At 47.6% G+C, this 19892-nt stretch carries 13 protein-coding genes; 3 read left to right on the forward strand and 10 right to left on the reverse strand.

What is annotated here, in order from left to right:
- Positions 1–60 precede the first annotated feature (60 nt).
- Entirely contained in the window at positions 61–930 is an 870-nt protein-coding gene (locus tag A8709_RS04370) for an AraC family transcriptional regulator (protein WP_065851244.1), read from the forward strand.
- Between the two features lie 95 nt (positions 931–1025).
- Here A8709_RS04370 and A8709_RS04375 read toward each other — a convergent pair whose 3' ends face one another.
- The 8 genes from A8709_RS04375 to A8709_RS04410 all read right to left on the reverse strand — a co-directional run bounded on the left by A8709_RS04375 (position 1026) and on the right by A8709_RS04410 (position 14790).
- Complete coding sequence (locus tag A8709_RS04375; protein ID WP_065850968.1) at positions 1026–4091, reverse strand: response regulator; 3066 nt, start codon at positions 4089–4091, stop codon at positions 1026–1028.
- A gap of 127 nt (positions 4092–4218) precedes the next feature.
- Positions 4219–6219, reverse strand: coding sequence for a methyl-accepting chemotaxis protein (locus A8709_RS04380; RefSeq protein ID WP_167356999.1), 2001 nt, complete (start codon positions 6217–6219; stop codon positions 4219–4221).
- 530 nt (positions 6220–6749) lie between these two features.
- A complete protein-coding gene (locus tag A8709_RS04385; protein ID WP_065850970.1) occupies positions 6750–7733 on the reverse strand; it encodes an ABC transporter permease in 984 nt (327 codons plus the stop codon).
- Position 7734: 1 nt separating this feature from the next.
- A complete protein-coding gene (locus tag A8709_RS04390) occupies positions 7735–8814 on the reverse strand; it encodes an ABC transporter permease (RefSeq protein ID WP_065850971.1) in 1080 nt (359 codons plus the stop codon).
- The gene (locus A8709_RS04395) at positions 8807–10348 is read right to left on the reverse strand and encodes an ABC transporter ATP-binding protein (protein WP_065850972.1); all 1542 of its coding nucleotides are present in this window, start codon (positions 10346–10348) and stop codon (positions 8807–8809) included. The genes A8709_RS04390 and A8709_RS04395 overlap by 8 nt, the downstream gene beginning before the upstream one ends.
- Positions 10349–10479: 131 nt before the next feature.
- Positions 10480–11535, reverse strand: coding sequence for a BMP family lipoprotein (locus tag A8709_RS04400; protein ID WP_065850973.1), 1056 nt, complete (start codon positions 11533–11535; stop codon positions 10480–10482).
- Positions 11536–11847: 312 nt separating this feature from the next.
- The gene (gene ilvA / locus A8709_RS04405) at positions 11848–13104 is read right to left on the reverse strand and encodes a threonine ammonia-lyase IlvA (protein ID WP_065850974.1); all 1257 of its coding nucleotides are present in this window, start codon (positions 13102–13104) and stop codon (positions 11848–11850) included.
- A 177-nt stretch (positions 13105–13281) separates the two neighbouring features.
- Positions 13282–14790 (reverse strand): DHA2 family efflux MFS transporter permease subunit, encoded by a 1509-nt coding sequence (locus A8709_RS04410; RefSeq protein ID WP_065850975.1) that lies wholly within the window; start codon positions 14788–14790, stop codon positions 13282–13284.
- 208 nt (positions 14791–14998) lie between these two features.
- Here A8709_RS04410 and A8709_RS04415 point away from each other — a divergent pair, with 208 nt between their 5' ends.
- On the forward strand, positions 14999–15613 hold the full coding sequence (locus A8709_RS04415; protein ID WP_065850976.1) for a TetR/AcrR family transcriptional regulator: 615 nt from the start codon (positions 14999–15001) through the stop codon (positions 15611–15613).
- 66 nt (positions 15614–15679) lie between these two features.
- On the opposite strand, the gene A8709_RS04420 is transcribed toward A8709_RS04415, so the two are convergent.
- On the reverse strand, positions 15680–18040 hold the full coding sequence (locus A8709_RS04420) for a YcdB/YcdC domain-containing protein (protein ID WP_167357000.1): 2361 nt from the start codon (positions 18038–18040) through the stop codon (positions 15680–15682).
- Positions 18041–18308: 268 nt separating this feature from the next.
- Positions 18309–19022: a 23S rRNA pseudouridine(2604) synthase RluF gene (rluF, locus tag A8709_RS04425; protein ID WP_065850978.1), complete on the reverse strand. Its 714-nt coding sequence runs from the start codon at positions 19020–19022 to the stop codon at positions 18309–18311.
- Positions 19023–19270: 248 nt separating this feature from the next.
- Between rluF and A8709_RS04430 the strand changes: the two genes are divergently transcribed.
- The gene (locus A8709_RS04430) at positions 19271–19891 is read left to right on the forward strand and encodes an NAD(P)-dependent oxidoreductase (protein WP_065850979.1); all 621 of its coding nucleotides are present in this window, start codon (positions 19271–19273) and stop codon (positions 19889–19891) included.
- Position 19892: the final 1 nt, after the last annotated feature.

The following is a 19892-nucleotide window of genomic DNA, read 5'->3' on the forward strand; positions in this document are numbered from 1 at the left end:
TTTCCGTTTCGTGTGAGATCTATGATACAGTGGAAGGAACGAAAAGCTTTTCGATCGGAGATGAACATCGGCATGGATAAGCGCTATAGCTATTATGTGGTCTCGAATCCCCTCCCTGCTGGGGAGAGTGATTTCACGGTTTTATTTGCAGGCGAAAGTCAGACCAAACCCGAACATCGACTAGGACCGAAAGTCTACGACTACTACTTAATCCATTATGTCATATCGGGTCGCGGCGTATTCACCTCACATGGAGAAGAGTATGCGCTTGGCGCTGGCGACAGCTTCGTCATCGAGCCAGAGCAATTGATCAGCTATGTCTCCGACGAGGCGGATCCGTGGCACTATTGCTGGATCGCTTTTACTGGGTCGCAGGCAGTGAAGCTAGTTGAGGCAACGGGCCTTACGTCCAGCAGCCCTGTGATTCACATCGCGCGTAATCGGCATATGCCGGTGCTGTGCCGTCAGATTCAGCAGGCGCTGAAATCCAAGAAATCCAACGCGCAGCTCAAAGCGACCGGATACTTAAGCTTACTGCTCGGCGAGTACTGTGAAGCCTTGTCTGCACCTGCGGTGACCGGAATGGTCACCGATGCCGAGAGCGACCGCATCGTGCAGCAAGCCATCCATTACTTGTCCACGCAATATGCGGAACCGATCACTATCGAAATGATGGCCGAGAGCTTAGGCTATAATCGCGCCTATCTATCGCGCATGTTCAAGCGGCACACCCAGGTGACGCCAGTCACCTTCCTGCTCAAGCTGCGCGTGGATAAAGCGCGCTTATTGCTACGGGAGCGGCTAGAGCTCACCATTGAGCAGATTGCCGCGTCGGTCGGCTTCTATGATCCGCTGTACTTCTCCAAGCAGTTCCGGCGGTGGTACGGCGTCTCGCCGAGCGAGTATCGCAATCAGATCAAATCGCTATGATTGCCCGCATGCAAGCCGTTAGCGTCAAGCCACCGTTGACGCACCCAACTACAAAAGGCCAGATCAGCACATCCCCTGCTGATCTGGCCTTCTCTTTATTTTGTCTCAAAATAGTCTCGTATCGCTTGATTCACGAACAGAAGCTTGTTCTCCGCAATGTCTAACAGCTCCTCGAATAGTTCCGACGAGCCCTGATGAATCGCGGTTTGAAGCTCATCTGCGATTTGACTCAGTGGCGTGGCGCCAATGTTAGAGGCAACTCCCTTCAACGTATGCGCAAGCATCAGCGCTTCGGGAAAGTCATTGCTCGTTATGGCATCACGGATCCCCTCAATCGCCTGCTCATGGTTCGCAAGAAACTTCTGTAAGATCCGTTCGTAGAGATTTACGTTGCGTCCCAGACGTTCCAAGGCTTCTTCTACGTTCAGAGCGGGCAATTCCCGGGCCTGTTTCGCTGCTGCAACCTCGGCATAGCCTTTCCCTCGTATGCTCTGTATCGTTCTCTGCAAGACACTGAACAACTGAATAGGCTCGAAAGGTTTTGAAATATAAGCATCCATCCCAGCTTCCAGTACTTGCTCCTTAACGCCCTGCATCGCATCAGCAGTCATCGCAATAATCGGCGTCTCTTGATCAAAATCCCTAATATTTCGAGTCGCCTCAAACCCATCCATCAGCGGCATCTGCAAATCCATTAGAATGGCATCATATCGCTTAGCCACCGTTCGCTTCAACGCCTCGATGCCATTCTCCGCTACGTCGACACGAATATCCATCTCCTGAAGGATGGCTTGTGCCACCTGTTGATTTATTTCATTATCCTCCACCAATAACACTTCCGTGTTGCGGAGCAGATGCAGCTTTTTCGCATCATGTTCACCTTGGGGCAAAGCTTTGTGCATCTGAAGCTGCTCCTGGAACAGATTAGTAATCTGGTTATACAACTGTGACTGACTCATTGGATAATAGAGCACTTTTTTTACCGAGGACGACTGCGCCTTCAATTGAAGCTCCGCTTCATGATACGAGCTAATAAGTACGATAACCTGTATCGGTGTAGCATATTCAAGCTTAATTCGCTCCGCCAAGGATTGCGCTTGCTCATCATGAAGCTTCCAATCAATAATAACCAAATCATAACGTCCATTGGAACGAATTTGTTCCAGTGCTTGCTCAGCAGAATCCACAGCGTTCACAATAAACTGAAACTGTTCAAGCTGACTCTTCAGCACGAGGCGCATTTCCTGATCATCGCAAACGAGAAGAACGCGTAAGAATTTCAAATAGGAAACTACTGGTGCGCTAAACACATGCTCAGAGCCTACGTCGAACTTCACCGTAAAGATGAATGAGCTCCCTCTTCCCAGTTCACTCTCTACATAGATATCGCCTTCCATTAGCTCTACGATACTCTTACTTATGACAAGCCCTAGCCCTGTTCCTCCATACTTACGCGTTGTCGACATATCAGCTTGCGTAAAGCCGTGGAACAATAGCGCTTGCTGCGCAGGTGTCATCCCGATTCCTGTATCCCTGACTTCAAATTGAAGGGAAACCCCGCGGGCGTCTCGCGCAGCAACACTTACCGCAATCGCGATTTCACCTTCATCGGTAAATTTCAAAGCATTGTTCACCAAATTAAGTAAAACTTGATTCAATCGGAAGGGATCACCATTCAATACCTGAGGTACGTCATGATGGATGGAGAAATGCAATTTAAGTCCTTTTTCGTACAAAGAAAAACCGATGATATTCGAAATATTGCTCATGATTTCATACAAGTCAAAATCAATGCGCTCCAGCACGATCTTCTTCGCTTCGATTTTCGAGAAATCAAGAATGTCACTGATGATCGTCAGTAAACTTTTGGCGGACAGTACCGTCTTCTCCACATAACCTTTCTGCCGCTCCGTTAAATCAGTTTGCTGGAGCAAATAATTCAATCCGATGATCGCGTTCATGGGTGTTCGGATTTCATGGCTCATGTTCGCCAGAAATTCGCTTTTCGCGCGATTGGCAGACTCGGCAGATTCCTTCGCATCAGCGAGGAGTATATTTTTATTTTCCAACTCCACTGTGCGTTCCTCTACCAAGATCTCAAGATGTTCTTTATATTGATTCAGCGTTTCTTCGGCTTGTTTACGTTCGGTAATATCTACACCAGCAAGAATAGCACCGCCAATTTCGCCAGTCTCTTTCCATAGCAAATTATTGTTCCACCCCAGAAGACGCTCCTCGCCTGAGCTGCTCAGAATCACATTCTCATAGTAATCCTGTGCTGGGTTGCCATCCATGACTCCCTGAAAGTACTGCTTCCGTACATCCCATTGATCCCTGGGCACACAAATCTCAAACCAGCTCTTTCCGATAAGCTCAGCTTCCTCATACCCCAGCATGGCGCAGCCTTTGCGGTTTAACAGCTCAATTCTGCAATCCCGGTCCAGCACCACAATCATCACATCGACGAGATCGAGATAGCTTTGAGCTTTCTCCTTCTCCTTCATCAGCTTACGTTCGCCCTTTCTCCGAATCGAACGCGTCTGAAACGCGAGACCAGCCCCGACCAATATCGCCACAATAGTAAAAATAACCCCCATCCAGAGTGCAAGCTCTCGCTGACTAGATGTTCGATCTATATCCTTTTGGGATCCTGTCAAATTGTAAGTGATCCAATTGTGTAAACTTGCATCTGCTAGCTCTCTATTCGGTGTAAGCTTATCCAACAGGTTCTTCCCTAGTACATAATCACCGCTTTGAACAGCATCAATAATAAGCTGCCCCTTCTGTAGGTAGTCTATGGTTTTATGAGCCACATCTTCGTAAATTACCCTCTCTTCCTCAGAGTTGATGAATGGCGCATAGTCCTCATATTTCTCATCAAACAGTTTCCGCGTATTCTGATAAGAGGTAATCACCGTGAGAGCACTGCCCTTGTCGGTTTCAAGCAACATTTTATGTAAAAGAACTCTCTCTTGGGTAACGATGTCTTGCATCTCTATGATTCTAGCAATGCTCGGCATCCAATTCCTTTTCACATGATCAATCGTCCCCTTCAGCGCAAACATCTGATAGAAATTCGTTCCAATAACAACTAGTAATAATACAATGATGATGATAAAAGTCCAAATTGACTTCATTATAGTAACCGCTTTCATATGCATCCACACCTCTCATTTCCGATTATAGCATACCGCCAATTACGATAGTATAAAAGTCCTGCTCCTTCACGCAAAGCGGCAGGAATCACATGAAAAAACGCCCCTCCCGAAACCGGAAGAGGCGCCTATTTTATTTCAGCTTGAATCGGCTGATTTGATCTTGTAAATCCACAGCCAGTTCACTGAGTGACTCGGATGAGGAGGTGATTTCCTCCATCGACTGCAACTGGCTGCCAGCTGACATCGCGATGGTTTGCAGCTCGTCCATGCCTTGCTTCACAATGTTGACCGTTTCGTGAGATGACGCGGCCACTTCTTCGGTTCCTGCGGAAATTTGCTCCGTCGCGGCAGAAACTTCTTGAATCAGGTCGTTCACTTGCTCAATGGAGCCTAGGATTGAGTGGAACACACGACCGGCCGTTTCCACAAGCTCGGAGCCCTTCTGAGCTTCGATTAGGCCGCTTTGCATAGCGCTAGACGCTTCTTTCGTCGCTTGCACCGTTTCACCGATCATCGTGGTAATATTCACGGTCGCGCGGCTTGTTTGCTCAGCAAGCTTCTTCACTTCGTTCGCAACGACGGCGAAGCCCCGACCCTGCTCGCCCGCTCTTGCTGCCTCAATCGAAGCATTCAGGGCAAGCAGATTTGTCTGCGAAGCAATTTCCGATATAAACCGGACGATTTGCCGGATTTCCTCTGATTTCTCCTCTAATCGTCGCATAACGTCCGCTGTTTGTGCAACCGATTGACTCACGGTATTCATTTGAGTGATTGCGAGTTGAATCTCCGCATTCCCGCGATTAACTTCTTGAACGACGCTTTGCGCACTTTCAGATACATGCCCAGATGACTCGGCAATTTTCTGCACGCCAGAGGCCATTTCACTCATCGCTGTTGAGATTTGCTCGGATGCCTGATAGTTGGCTTCTGAGCCTTGAACGACACCCTGAACAGCTTTGGTAATGTGTTCAGATGCTTTCGTGGATTCATTCGCGATAGCCGTTAACTGCTCCGAGGAGGCAGCGGTATGTGAAACAGCATCCGCTATTTTGGCAATCATGGTAGAGAAGGAATCCAGCATCATATTAATATTTTGGCGCATCGAGGCGATCTCATCATTTCCACGCTCGGTCAATCTACCAGATAGATCCCCTTGTCCGACCCGCTGCATAAGCGAGGATATCGCCGTAATGGGGCGGATCACCATCTGTGAAATGACAATTGCCAAGCCCGCTACGAGCACTGCTGAAATCACCAGAATCAGGTAAGCTACATGTTTGATATGATCGACCTTGTTGAACACTTCGGATTGTTCAGCCGTTAAAACTAGCTTCCAACCTGTTACATCTATGGTGTTAAAAGCCGCAGATTTCTTCGTGCCATCCGGCTCTGAATAGAAGATATAGCCATCATGCTGAGCAAATACTGTTTTTTTATACAAGTCCATCTTTGCAGGGGTAGAGGATTCTTCCAGCTTTTGGCCTGTCTTCTTAGGATGGACGAGATACGTGCCGCTAGGTGAAAGCAGATACCCGTAGCCTGTTTCACCAAACTTGATCACATTAACGAGTGACTTCAATTGATCAAGACTCACGAACGCCTGAACAATACCTTGGAAAGAACTACTGGCATCAACAATCGGAACATCGATAATGACGATATCTTTACCGCTGCTCCCTTCCTTAATAATACCGGAAACCGCGACTTTCTTATCCGTAGTTGCCTTCTTGAAATTATCAAATCCGCTGGCATCTAACTTCTCACCAGCTGTATCTATCGACATTCCTTTCGCATCAATGTAAGCATAACGAAACACTTCTGGATCGCTCTCATCCATCACCTTCATGACAGATAAAATCGTCGTCGCATTGCCGCCGATAAACTCCGGATGAGCTTTGACAACCGCTTGAATCGCCGTAATTTTACTCATAAACCAGGTATTAATTTCAGCCGTATTAACCGCCGCAAGTTGGCTCTGATGCTGCTTCGTTTCGGATTCCATATCAGCAGACGATTGCGAAGTCAGAATGAGGATTGAAATCAGAAGCGGAATTAGAGCAACCGCTAGTAGTAGTATGGTCATTTTCATCTTCAGTGACTTGGTATTGAACAGGGTTCGCAGATGAGACATGGGTGACATTCTTCCTTCCTGGTTACAAATAGTAAATACTGAAACTGAATTTGTTAGGAAGAGATTCTACAATATTCGACATAATTCCTCTTTATTTCGACATTTATCGCTAGATGACGACAACTTCTCTGACAATCAAAAACAGAAAAAAGACAGCCCTCCAAAGGAGTGACTGTCCCGATGCTTTCAGTTATTCATGTAGGTACAGTATTGCAAGTGATCCATGCCCTGTCAGTAGAAGAAAGCAGCTCGTTCCTGTTGGAAGATACCATCCAGACATATGTACGACTATAGCCACTTCAACTTGAATAAGGCCACCACGATTGCCTATTTTCCTAATAACTACCGTTCAATTCCCCTTAAGCAACCGCAGGTTGCTTATTCATCCTAAATGCGCTGATTATGTGGCAGTTCGCTGATATTAAGCAGATCGGTGGTCTTAATCTATCACCAGCTGCTCTCTATGTCAGAATAAGACAGCTTAGCTTGCTTATTTACCTGCTCGGGGCCACTACCTTCAGTAATTCTCCCTATCTTTTGCCTGGATCGTACGGCTCACCCAGTGCAGACGGTGCTTTCGCCCGGCCAACGGCCCCTGCTAATACAAGGATCGTCAGTACGTACGGCAGCATATACAGGAACTCCTGCGGAATGTTTTTCGAGAAATCGAACAACCGCATGAAGTTGTTGAGCGCTTGCGCCATTCCGAAGAAGACCGCGGCGCCCAGCGCGCCAAATGGATGCCATTTGCCGAAAATCATCGCGGCCATAGCAATAAACCCTTGACCCGAGATCGTGTTATGCGAGAACGCGCTCGTGGTTGTGAGCGTAATCGTCGCCCCGCCAAGCCCACCAAACACACCGCTGATAAGAACGGCGATATAACGGACACGTTTCACTTTGATCCCCACCGTGTCAGCAGCACTTGGATGTTCACCCACGGCACGCAAGCGCAGACCGAAAGGGGTTTTGAACAGCACGTACCACGTCACGCAAACGAGAATTAACGCAAGATAAGTCGTTGGATACGCCGTGAATAACGCCTTCCCCAGATAAGGAATTTGGGAGAGCAGCGGTATTTCCCATTTGGAGAACACATCATTCAAGGTTTCGGTTTGACCCGCACCATTGAACAATACCTTAACCAAATACAAGGTCACGCCTGCTGCCAAGAAATTGATTACCACGCCGCTGATTACTTGATTCGCCTTGAAGGTAATCGTCGCTACCGCATGAATCAAAGCGAATATCAGTGCGAATAGCACCGCGCACAAGAGTCCGATCCAAGGCGACCACGCCCCGAAGTTAGCTTCTTCCGCATAATAAGCCCCGACTGCTGAAGCGAAGGCCCCCGAAACCATGAGACCCTCGATCCCAATGTTCACGACACCGGAACGTTCTGAGTAGATCCCGCCTAAAGCTCCGAAAATAAGCGCTGTGGAATAGACCAGCGTTGTATTAATAAGTTCACTAAATTTCGAGAAGAACGCATTAAGCATACTGAGTAGGTCCATGTTAGGAAGCCCTCTCTTTCTTGCGTTTGCCGTAGAACGGTAGCAGCACCCATTTGACAATACCTTGGGTAGCCACGAAGAAAATAACCGATCCGATGACGATCCGGATAATTTCTGGCGGCACGTCCGCCCCGAAGCTCATCCCCGCAGAACCGTACGATAACCCGCCGAATAGCGTCGCGCCAAGTACAACCCCGATTGGGTTGTTGGCACCAAGCAAGGAAACGGCAATGCCATCGAACCCATATCCCGGAGACGCTGCGGCAACAACCTGGTAGTGGAATACGCCGAGAACCTCGAACACACCCGCCAGACCGGCAAAAACACCGGAAATAAACATCGCTTTGATAATGTTCTTATTCACATTCATCCCCGCGTACTTGGCTGCATCGATATTATGTCCGACCGCACGCAGCTCGTACCCCTGCTTCGTTTTCCATAGAATCAGATAGAAGACCACCGCTGCCAGAATAGCAATCAAGGTCCCCCAATGGAGCCTCGCGTGATTCATTGCATCCGACAACCAACCAATGCTCAGTGAAGCCGAGTCTTGAATCATATATGAACGTTGCTGCTTCGGCTCCAGAAGGAATGTATTCACGATATAGTTGGACAGGAATAAGGATATCCAGTTCAACATGATCGTCGTAATGACCTCGTTCACACCGCGCTTCGCCTTCAAATAGCCCGCGATTGCCCCCCAAAGTCCGCCAACTAAAGCGCCGACAATAACCGCAAGTGGAGCATGAATGATCCACGGCAGGCTATGGATTTTGACACCAATAAAGGTAGCCCCCGTCATCCCCATCACGAACTGCCCTTCAGCACCAATGTTGAAAAGCCCCGTACGGAAAGCGAATGCAACGGATAAACCAGTTAAAATCAAAGGCGTGATCGCCCGAATGGACTCTCCAATGTCATACGGACTGCCCAAAATCCGAGAGAACAGGGAGCTGTAAGCCGCAATCGGATTGTAACCGCCAGCCAGCATCACGAGCGCTCCGAATAGCAGCCCCAGCACAATCGCCACAAGGGGATTTACAGCTGATTCACTTGTCATAATGCGAACAACTTTATTCATGAGGGGCTCCTTTCTGTGTGCGCTTACTGCCTGCCATGAGCAGACCGATCTCTTGATCGTTCGTATCCTGCGGCATCACTTCTCCTACAATTTGGCCTTCATAGATAACAGCAATCCGGTCCGACACATTCATAATCTCATCCAGTTCAAAAGAAATTAACAGAACAGCCTTCCCTTTATTACGCTGCTCAATCAATTGTCTGTGCACGAATTCGATCGCGCCCACATCCAAACCACGCGTCGGCTGAGCCGCAATGAGTAGATTCGGATTCTTATGGATTTCTCTCGCGATAATTGCCTTTTGTTGGTTACCGCCCGAGAGGGAACGCGCTTTGTTGTAGATGCTCGGTGTTCTCACATCGAACTGCTTAATCAACGCTTCGGCATGACGATCGATGGCCTCATAGTTCAAGAAGCCGGCTTTGTTATATTCAGGGTGGAAATATGTTTCCAACACCATATTCTCACTCATGCTAAAATCAAGCACAAGCCCGTGCTTATGACGATCCTCAGGGATATGCGACAAGCCCGCTTCTGAAATCTGTCTAGGCGTTTGATTCGTAATATCGCTGCCCATGAGCAGCACAGTGCCGCTATCCACGCCACGCAAGCCCGTCAACGCCTCGATCAACTCACTCTGACCGTTGCCGTCCACACCTGCAATGCCAAGGATTTCTCCAGCTTTCACCTCAAAATTAAGCCCTTTGAGCGCAGCTAAGCCTTGTTGATTCCGCACCATTAAATCCTGGACCTGAAGAACAGGCGTTCCAAGCTTCACTTCTTCCTTGTTTACTTTGAAGGAAACATCACGTCCGACCATTTTCTCAGCCAGAATTTGCGGGTTTGCCTCAGAGCACGCCAAGGAATCGATCACTTTCCCGCGACGAATAATCGTCACCGTATCGGCGATCTCCATAATTTCTTTCAGCTTATGTGTAATGAGAATGATGGATTTGCCCTCTTTCACAAGGTTGCGCATGATTACCATCAATTCACTAATTTCTTGCGGCGTTAGTACAGCTGTTGGCTCATCAAAAATAAGAATATCGGCGCCGCGATATAGCGTTTTCAATATTTCGACACGCTGCTGCATACCGACTGAAATATCTTCAATCTTGGCTTTGGGATCTACGCGTAAACCGTATTGTTCCGAAAGCTTACGTACTTTGTCCTGCGCTGTCTTAATATCGACGTTCAAACCACGTTTGGGTTCCATCCCCAAAATGATGTTTTCCGTAACGCTAAAAGGTTGTACCAGCTTGAAATGCTGATGCACCATCCCAATTCCCAGCTCAATCGCTCGATTCGGGCTATCAATAAATACTTCTTTGCCTTGTACATGAATACTACCTTCATCCGGCTGATATAAACCGAACAAAATGTTCATCAGCGTTGACTTACCTGCACCATTTTCACCTAGCAAGGCATGAATTTCGCCTTTTCTCAACTTCAAGCTAATAGCATCATTCGCTACAATGCCCGGAAATCGTTTCGTAATGTTGCGAAGTTCAACAACTGGGACTGCTTCACTCATCAGATCACCCTAAGGATCAATTTTTTGGTTCCATGCCCTCTAAAACTAAAGAACAAGGCTAGTTAGTATAACTAGCCTTGTTTGTACAGAAGCAAACCTATCCTTCTTACACCATCTCGTCCGTTCGACGATTATGGAGTTTCAGGAACTTTGATTTCGCCGCTAATAATTTTGGCTTTGTACTCGTCAACTTTTTTCAAGATATCAGCAGAAACGTTTTTCTTGGATGTTTCCGGAAGGCCTACACCATCATCTTTAAGACCAAGTGTTACAACTTTACCACCTTGGAATTTGTTAGCAATGACGTCTTTGGAAACACGAAGTACCGCAGAGTCAACACGTTTCAACATGGAAGTCAGGGTAACTTCATCACCAAACTCAAGGGATTGGTCTTTATCTACACCGATAACCCATACTTTTTTACCGTTTTTCGTGCGATCTTTCGCTTCGTTGAACACACCATTACCTGTGGATCCAGCTGCGTGGAAAATGATATCCGCGCCATCGTTGTAGATGGTTGCTGCTGCTGCTTTACCAAGGTCAGGCTTGTCGAAAGCGCCTGTGTAGTTAATTTGGATTTTAGCGGAAGGATTTACCGCTTTAACACCAGCTACGAAGCCTGCTTCGAAACGTTTGATAACCGGAATGTCGACGCCGCCAACGAAACCAATTTTATTTGTTTTTGTTGTAAGACCTGCAACCACACCTACAAGGTAAGAACCTTCTTGCTCGGAGAAAGTAACAGATTCCACGTTTGGAGCTTCTACAACGTTATCAATGATCGCAAGTTTCGCGTTCGGGTTTTGAGTTGCTACTGTTTTCAAAGCATCACCCATCAAGAAACCAATACCCCAGGTCAGGTTGTAACCGTCTTTAACGAATTGATTCAAGTTAGGCGTGTAATCAGCATCGCTTTTACTTTCAAGGTTTTTCACGCTAGCACTTGTTTGCTTTTTCAGAAGGTTCAAACCTTCCCAAGCGCTTTGGTTAAAGGATTTGTCGTTTACGCCGCCAATATCGGTTACCATACCGATTTTAAAATCTTTACCTGTGTTGTCGCTAGCTACAGCAGTAGCTGCAGGTGATGCGGATGAGCCTGTATTTGTTTCTTCTTTTTTGGCACAACCGGAAAGCACAAGCGCAGATACCGTTACAGACATCAGTACTGTTGCAAAAATCTTTTTCATAGATTTTACCCCCATCGTCTCATCATTATATTGAAAACCATGAAGCCCACACTGTAGGTTGACCAAACTCAGTAAAATTATGTAAGTTGACTACGTAGACTTCGAAATAAGTGTATCACTTCGAATTCTAGCCGCATAGTAAATCGATCTCAGATTCACATAATTCGTCATGTCACACAAGTTGACACAAACTTTTTGTTTTCGCCGACAATATAGGTTCCAAGCCCCAATTATTGATTATACATCCAGTGGTTAATAAAATCTACATAACTATATGTTCTTTTTATTACGGTTGTTGTAACAGCAAATTCCTTAAATAAGAAGGTTAAAAAGCTTAGGATCCTTGTTGATTTCGATATACCCGTAATCCTTACTCGATAGGCGTTCAATGAGCCCTTCGTAGTCATCTTTATTCTTCAGTTCGATCCCGACAAGCGCCGGCGCATCATCCCGATTATTCTTCTTGGTGTACTCAAAACGTGTAATATCGTCCGATGGGCCTAGGACTTCTTCTAGGAATTCACGCAATGCGCCCGCCCGCTGAGGGAAGTTCAATATAAAGTAATGCTTCAAGCCCTCATAGATGAGGGAGCGCTCTTTGATTTGCTGCATCCGGTCAATATCGTTGTTCCCACCGCTGATGATACACACGACGTTCTTACCGCGAATTTGCTCACGATAAGCATCTAGTGCGGCTACAGGCAGCGCTCCCGCAGGCTCAATGACAATCGCGTTGCTGTTATAGAGTTCTAGAATGGTTGTACATTCTTTACCTGACGGGATGATGACGATATCCTCTAACTTCTCTTTGCAGATGTCAAAAGTCATCTCACCCACCTGTGCGACAGCCGCACCGTCAACGAACTTCTCGATGGATGGTAGTTTAATGACGCTTCCTTGCTTCAATGCTTCTGTCATGCTAGCCGCACCCTCCGGCTCCGCACCAATGATACGCGTTCGCGGGGATACGCTCGCTACATAAGTAGCGACACCGGCAGCTAGTCCACCTCCGCCGATCGTGGCAAAGATGAAATCTGGCGTCTCCGGCATTTGGTTCATGATTTCGAGGCCCACTGTACCTTGCCCAGCGATTGTGCGCACATCATCGAAGGGGTGAATGAACACCTTGTTCTCCTTGAGGCAGTAGGCTTTGGCTTGCGTCGAGGAATCGTCGAAGGAATCGCCCGTGAGGATGACTTCCACGAAAGAGCCGCCAAACAGCTTCACTTGGGAGATTTTCTGACGCGGTGTCGTCGTAGGCATGAAAATCTTGCCCTCTATCCCTAGCTGCTTACAGGAATATGCCACACCCTGCGCATGGTTACCTGCGCTTGCACACACAACGCCAGCTGCGCGTTCTTCTTCGGTTAAGCTCTGAATCACATTGTATGCGCCACGGATCTTGAAGGAACGCACGATTTGCATATCTTCACGTTTGAGATAAACGTTGCACTCATACTGGTTGGAGAGCAGCTCATTGCGTTGCAATGGCGATGGATCGATCACCTTGCTGAGCACATGATTGGCTCTAATAATATCTTCTAAACCCACTTTACCAGAAACAACCATTTCCTCTACACCCTTTCTTTGATGAAGCTTCCATTGAATTGAATAACATGTATTGTAACATATGTCCGGCGATCTGTACGAAAATATAGCAACAGAATGAAAGGAAGCCGCCCCCGAGGTCCACGACCTTGAAGAGCGGCTTCTTATACATTGTCACACGTGTGCGACGATTGTTTATTAGTGGCCTACCATCATTGGAATTTCAGCCGTATTCACGGCATCGCCTTCCGCTTTCTTAGGCTTTTGAAGCATCAACCCGAGCAATCCGCCAAGTACTGCGATGCCGAGCAAAATGAGGAACGTATAGCCGAATGAGGAAGCATACAAGCCTACATCTGGCTTCTGTGCATGTTGCTCGGTCATTAGATCTTTCATCTTCGTTGTGAAAATCGTCATCAGAATCGCGATCGCGAAGGACATCATAACTTGCTGCGCCGCATTCGTAAGTGACGTTACGCGGCCAACCAAGTTCTGAGGCGCTGATTGAATCAAATGATTATTCAGCGGCATCATGAATAGTCCCATACCCGCGCCCAGTAATCCAAGCGGAAGCATAACTGTACCCACGCCGGAATCTCCCGAAATGTTGGAGAGCAAGAACGCAGAAATCGTCGTAAGCACCATACCTGCGATAACAAGCGGACGCGCACCGAAGCGATCGGATAGTTTACCGCCAATCGGCATGAATAAGCCAGAAGCCAATGCTTGTGGAAGCATAATAAGTCCAGTTTTCAAAGGGCTGTAGCCATGTGCTTGCTGCAAATACAACGGCACTAGGAACATCGTTCCGAACATCGCAATTTGCGAAATCCATTGTACGATAATGCCCTTCGTGAAGTTACCAGAACGGAATACGCGAAGCTCAAGCAATGGATCTTTGCGTCTTAGCTCTACAATAATAAACAAGATGAGCGCAACAATACCAACACCTGATCCAATCAACGTGTCCGCATCCATCCATGTGGATTTCCCTGTAATTGGATCAATCCCACCGTTGGAAACCCCATAAACAAGAGCAGCGAATGCGATCGGTCCTAGAATCATGCCCCATAGATCCAATGAAGCGACCGATTGTCCCTTCATATTCGGCAAAGTACGAATACCTAGGATAACACCAATGACACCGATTGGCAGATTGATAAGGAAAATCCACTGCCAGCTGTGATACTCAACTAACCATCCTGCAACAACCGGTCCTAAAGCTGGACCAAGTAGAATTGGAATACCCATCATTCCCATGACCGCTCCAACTTTACCTGGAGGGGATAAGCGATAGATGAACGCCATCGCAATCGGAACCACGACGCCTCCACCCAAACCTTGAATAACACGGAATGTAATCAATAATTCAACGGTATTTGCTAATGCACATAAACCGGAACCAATCGTAAATAAGCCTACAGAAATCAAGAAAACCTTCTTAGCGCCGAAGCGATCGGATAACCAACCTGCTAACGGAATCACCGCTGCTTGTGCCAAGGCATAACCAATGACGGTCCATTGAACAAGCGATAAGTTTAAGAGGTTGAACTCTTCTTGCAGCTTTGGAAGTGCAACGTTAACCGCTGTTCCATCCAAAATAACCATGAAAATCCCGACAACAATCGCAATAAGCGGCCCCAAAATGCTGCGCATTGAAAACGGGGCTTCCGTTGCTGCTGTTGTTGATGTTGCTTTCGAAGACATGTAATCCCTCCATCCGATATTTGATTCTCTCTTTGTCTTGTCTATCATTGACCACACATGGCCTTCGGCGTACAATAGTGACTTGTATGAACCCTAATGATAGACTGTTGTAAGCGGACAATTGTCCGTTTACATTATGATGCTAACGGACTTTCATTTCTTTGTCAATACGAACACATTAAATTTCATTCACCGAGGTGGTTATATCATGTCCATTCGTCACGAACGCAAGGACGCCATGGAAAATCGCCAAAGAATCCTTCAAACTGCCAATCAACTATTTGATGAATACGGCGTTCAGTCGGTCAGCATGCACCAAATCGCGAAGATGGCAGGAATCGGACAAGCAACCCTCTATCGCAGATACGCGCATAAAGGTGATCTGTGCTATGACGTTCTCCAGCATTACGGAACGAAATTCATCAACGAGGTTACGTCATATCTGGAAAGCTATCGTACTTCCCCTCCGCTTGAGCGAATTTGTTGGATTTTAGACCATTGGATCGATGCCATAGAGGAAAAAGCCGAGTTAATCGTAGGCATGGCGTCCAAAATGGATCTTACCTGTGAGGATGATCGCGGTAATTTCTTCCTCTCACCCATGTACCGTTTCATCCGGGATAACATGTCGGCGTTAATACTTGAAGTCGTTGGAACGAGCCAAGATAAGCGATCGGCATCGGACTTTGACGCTCATACGCTCATATGCTCCCTGTCGCCCATCGGCTATTTCTATATTAAGAATGAGAAGGCCTATACGAAAGTGGATATGAAAGAGCATTATCACCGAATCTGTTCGCAACTTTTCCAAAAGAACACCTAAAAAAGACCTCTCAATGTGTGCATTGAGAGGTCTTCTGTCGTTCTAGCGTTGTCTACTCACCAACACTTAGTAGTAGTAACGAGGCTGATCCTGCAGTTCAGCTCTTCGTTGTAAGAACCGGAAGAACGCGCTTGCCGCTTGTGCTTTCGTCACTTCCGCTTGCGGAGCGAAGGCCCCGTCCGTAAGGGACATAATGTTCAAACCAACAACAATGGCAGCATCACCTAGGTGGGCAAGCTTTCCTGCGTCGGCAAATTGGTTGTTAAATACGCCGTCGTATTTGGCTAAATTTTGGTAGCCGAGGGCCTTCACAATCAACTGCGCCATAGCTTCACGATCCATTTTAGCCTCTGGATTGAATTCGGAACCCACATCGATCAGTCCGCGATCGACAGCATTTTCAACATAAGCAAAGTAAGGGGAGCTATTGCTGACATCCGCAAAGGATGCTTTGCGCTCCGCTCCGTAATAGATGCCGCCGTTGCCGCCATTCATCGCGATGACCAACATTTTGACCAACTCACCGCGCTTGATCGTTTGATCTGGATTCACTTTCCCATCAGTTACATCCAATGCTTGGTAGTCAAGCATCAGTTGCAGTTCATTGCGAGCCCAGTGGTTATCGATATCGCTGACAGTAATTTTTTCCAAGGAGATCGCATCCCCCGACTGCGCACTGCGCCATTGACCGGACTCCGCATCCAGAAGGAAAGCTTCACGATTGCTGTTTTTGGAAATGAGGCTGTACACAAGCTTCGCTTTCACTTGCCCGTCTTTATTAGCAGCTACTGGTGACATAGGGAGCTCACCTGCTGCCATCATCACTTTGTATTTCTCGATCGGCAATCCACCCATGTACCCATCATTCTCAGCTACATAATTTAGTCTGATATCATACTGAGCGAGCCACAGATCCTTTGCTTTATCCACGGAAATGACTGCTGGCTTCGTCGCTGGATAAGCTACACTGCTCAAGTTTGCATAATAATTCGTAATTTCTCCGGTTACACGGTCGATCGATACGCGCACTTCTTCATTGTTCGCAGCGACACCATCAATCACGCGCTTGTAGCTAATTTCCCACACGCGCATTTGCTTTAAGACATCCTCCGGATAATCCTTCTGAACGCTCAGAACGAGCTGATCGGTCGAGGCAGGAAGCTGCGCCTTCACAAAATTATTACTTTTAGAGATCGCGTCGTCCAACGAGATTTTGCCTACAACAGGCTTATCATTATCAGGGGTATAAGGCACGTAGAAATTGAAGTTGGTGATCTCTCCGGTTTTGCTGTTCACATTCGCCCAGACGTTGCTTCCCAACACCATTTTGGAATTGGCTGATGAATCCGTTACTGGCTTGTTCCAACTCATATTCCAAGTGGACGTTGTCTCCCCTGTTTCTGGATCCTTCGTTTCCGAATAATTGGCTTCTTGCAGCTTATACTCGGAGGACAAGTTAAATGTCGTCGTAATCTTCTTCACCGCTTCTTCCTTCGTCAAATTCAAGGAGGCCGTCGGTTTATCGCCAAGCGGTTTATCGGTCAATGGTTTATTGACTGCTTGTTGTGGGAATGGATTCGAAACTTCGCCTGTTGTCGCGTCTAAGTCAAAACTGTTCATAAAGTAGGAAATAATCGGCAATTTCTTCCCACGGGTGTTATATGGAATTTGATATTGCAGCGAAAGATCTAACTTATCGTGGAATAGCTGAGCTGCTTTTTCTTTGGAGATCGGTGTGCTCGTCTGATCAAATACGATATTATCATCCCAATTGTAGTTGTAATTCGTAATTTGACCATCCCCATTAACGCTAACATTGAGGCCATTACCAGCGTAAGGGATACCTCCCACAGAACGATCATAGCGAATACCGTACTGATAATTGCCGTCTAACGGGGTACGGAATGCTTTCTCCGCCGTATCATTGTATAGCAGTTCCTTCTGCTTCGATGGGTTTACTTTGGCAACGAAGGCAGCAGCAAGCTCTTTCGCAGCTTGATAATCCACCTTAGGCGGGTAGGATAACTTATGGTCAGGATCATTATCATTCATGGAGTAGGATACTAAAGTGCCATCTAACCCATTAATAGCGATATTGGCAGAGCCGTAATAACGATCTTTCACTTTTTTCACATAGCTGATGTTCCACGTTGGGACACTTTTACCATTCATGCCGTAATACGCATTTAGACCAATCGACTGAAACGAATAATCAGCGGGTAGTGTTATGTAGGTTTTGGCGCGTTCAATGGCTTGTTCTTTCGTGATTTTGGCATCGAGAACCGATGCATCGACTTGTCCAGGGAAGGCTGATGTAGATACGGCAACCGGTCCAGGTCCAAAATCAGCCGCCCATACTGCTGGAGCAGCAGTAAGCAGCAAGGTTGAAGCGAGTACCATCGTGCTTGCTTGTTTCAATAATTTCAAAGTCATCTTCCTCCTTAGTGATATCCATACAACATTGGGATCATCATGGCTTTCGGCTGTTCGAACGTGTCCAATTGCCATATATTACTTGACGCGGGCCACAGGAAGAAGGTTGCAAGACACCAAGAAAATATTAACAAAAAAAATAAAGACCCTGCGCATCCATGTTGGATGGTCGGGTCTGTGTTGGTGCAAAAAATATTGGAGGACACGCTAGGCAAATATAGGCCACGTCCATTTAAGGTTAATATCAGCTTGGACTTGTTAGCTAGGGGTTGGACTTGGCATTCTCTTGGCTCAGCATCTGCATTAAATCCTTCAACTCGCCTTGCGTCAAATCCCGCCACTTGCCAACCTTCAAGGCTCCCAAATGAATATGCATGATACGAACGCGCTGCAGGCGCACTACGCGATACCCAAAGGCTTCGCACATACGGCGAATTTGCCGATTCAAGCCTTGTGTAAGAATGATGCGAAACACGCGTTCATTCACTTGCACAATCTCACAAGGTTTCGTCATCGTACCTAGAATACGGACGCCACTGGCCATCCCTTTCAGGAACATCTGTGTAATCGGCCTATTCACGGTCACAATGTATTCTTTATCGTGATTGTTCTCAGCACGCAGGATCTGATTCACAATATCTCCGTTATTCGTCAGCAGGATGAGTCCCTCCGAGTCCTTATCCAACCGTCCAATGGGGAAAATCCGCTCCGAATGCCCTACGAAATCAACGATATTCCCTCGAATATGCGCTTCCGTCGTACTCGTAATCCCAACAGGCTTGTTGAGCGCAATATAGACATGCTCCTTCTTCGCACCAATGGCCCGGCCATCGACCTTCACTTCATCGCCAGGGCCGACTACACTACCTAGTCCTGCGATTTCACCGTTGATGGTTACACGCCGCGCTTCTACCCACTTGTCCGCTTCTCGTCTGGAGCATACCCCAGTCTCGCTAATAAACTTATTAATTCTCATGCTTGGAGAAATCCCCTTCTATCCCGTCATCATCAAACGAACTCAATACCTTCTATTATGCGGGATTCGTCACGACGGTTCAAGTCAGCACGGTTTGGCAGGCTGGAACTGTCCGTTGTACCTACTGACGTATTCCAAATAAATAACGACATTTCCCTCTTAGGATGAGCGCGTCGATGGAACATCCACATCACGGATAAGGTTTGATATACTGGACTAACTAGCTTACCTACCAAAGGAGAACAATCATGCACTTTCTATTATTAGGAGCAACAGGCCGTGTGGGGCAGCGTGTCCTTGCACAGGCTTTGCAGGATGGCCATGACGTAACCGCTATCGTGCGCAATGTTGAAAAAGTAGCCCTGCGCTCCGATCGGCTCACCTTGCTCCAAGGTGATGCTTGCTCCGCAGTGGATCTAGCGAGCGCCATGACCGGCGTTGACACGGTCGTGAGCTGTCTTGGCACCGATGGCGGCACGGTGCTGACCGAGGCGACGCCCCTGCTCATCGGGGCGATGCGGGCTTCTGGCGTGAGCCGCGTCGTGACCGTCGGCACGGCGGGCATCCTGCAGAGCCGAGAGCATCCGGGTCTGCTTCGCTTTGAGGCGCCGGATACGCGGCGCTCGAGTACTCGCGCAGCCGAGGAGCACCGCCAGGCGTGGGCGCTGCTCGCCGCGTCAGGCTTACGTTGGACCGTTGTGTGTCCAACGTATTTGCCAGACGGCGAGCCGCTGGGTCAGTTCCGTGCGGAGCGCGAGTTCTTGCCGGACGGCGGAACGTCCATCTCCGTCGGCGACACCGCGGCGTTCACCTACCGCGTCGCGGTGGATGGGACGTACGTGGGGTGCCGTGTGGGGTTGGCGTATTAGC

It is taken from the genome of Paenibacillus pectinilyticus (assembly GCF_001700435.1).
GTDB classification, from domain to species: domain Bacteria; phylum Bacillota; class Bacilli; order Paenibacillales; family NBRC-103111; genus Paenibacillus_E; species Paenibacillus_E pectinilyticus.

Coding starts and splice junctions, on each gene's coding strand:
- A8709_RS04370 (WP_065851244.1), top strand. CDS start 61: ATGAACATCGGCATGGATAAGCGCTATAGCTATTATGTGGTCTCGAAT.
- A8709_RS04375 (WP_065850968.1), bottom strand. CDS start 4,091: ATGCATATGAAAGCGGTTACTATAATGAAGTCAATTTGGACTTTTATC.
- A8709_RS04380 (WP_167356999.1), bottom strand. CDS start 6,219: ATGTCTCATCTGCGAACCCTGTTCAATACCAAGTCACTGAAGATGAAA.
- A8709_RS04385 (WP_065850970.1), bottom strand. CDS start 7,733: ATGGACCTACTCAGTATGCTTAATGCGTTCTTCTCGAAATTTAGTGAA.
- A8709_RS04390 (WP_065850971.1), bottom strand. CDS start 8,814: ATGAATAAAGTTGTTCGCATTATGACAAGTGAATCAGCTGTAAATCCC.
- A8709_RS04395 (WP_065850972.1), bottom strand. CDS start 10,348: ATGAGTGAAGCAGTCCCAGTTGTTGAACTTCGCAACATTACGAAACGA.
- A8709_RS04400 (WP_065850973.1), bottom strand. CDS start 11,535: ATGAAAAAGATTTTTGCAACAGTACTGATGTCTGTAACGGTATCTGCG.
- ilvA (WP_065850974.1), bottom strand. CDS start 13,104: ATGGTTGTTTCTGGTAAAGTGGGTTTAGAAGATATTATTAGAGCCAAT.
- A8709_RS04410 (WP_065850975.1), bottom strand. CDS start 14,790: ATGTCTTCGAAAGCAACATCAACAACAGCAGCAACGGAAGCCCCGTTT.
- A8709_RS04415 (WP_065850976.1), top strand. CDS start 14,999: ATGTCCATTCGTCACGAACGCAAGGACGCCATGGAAAATCGCCAAAGA.
- rluF (WP_065850978.1), bottom strand. CDS start 19,022: ATGAGAATTAATAAGTTTATTAGCGAGACTGGGGTATGCTCCAGACGA.
- A8709_RS04430 (WP_065850979.1), top strand. CDS start 19,271: ATGCACTTTCTATTATTAGGAGCAACAGGCCGTGTGGGGCAGCGTGTC.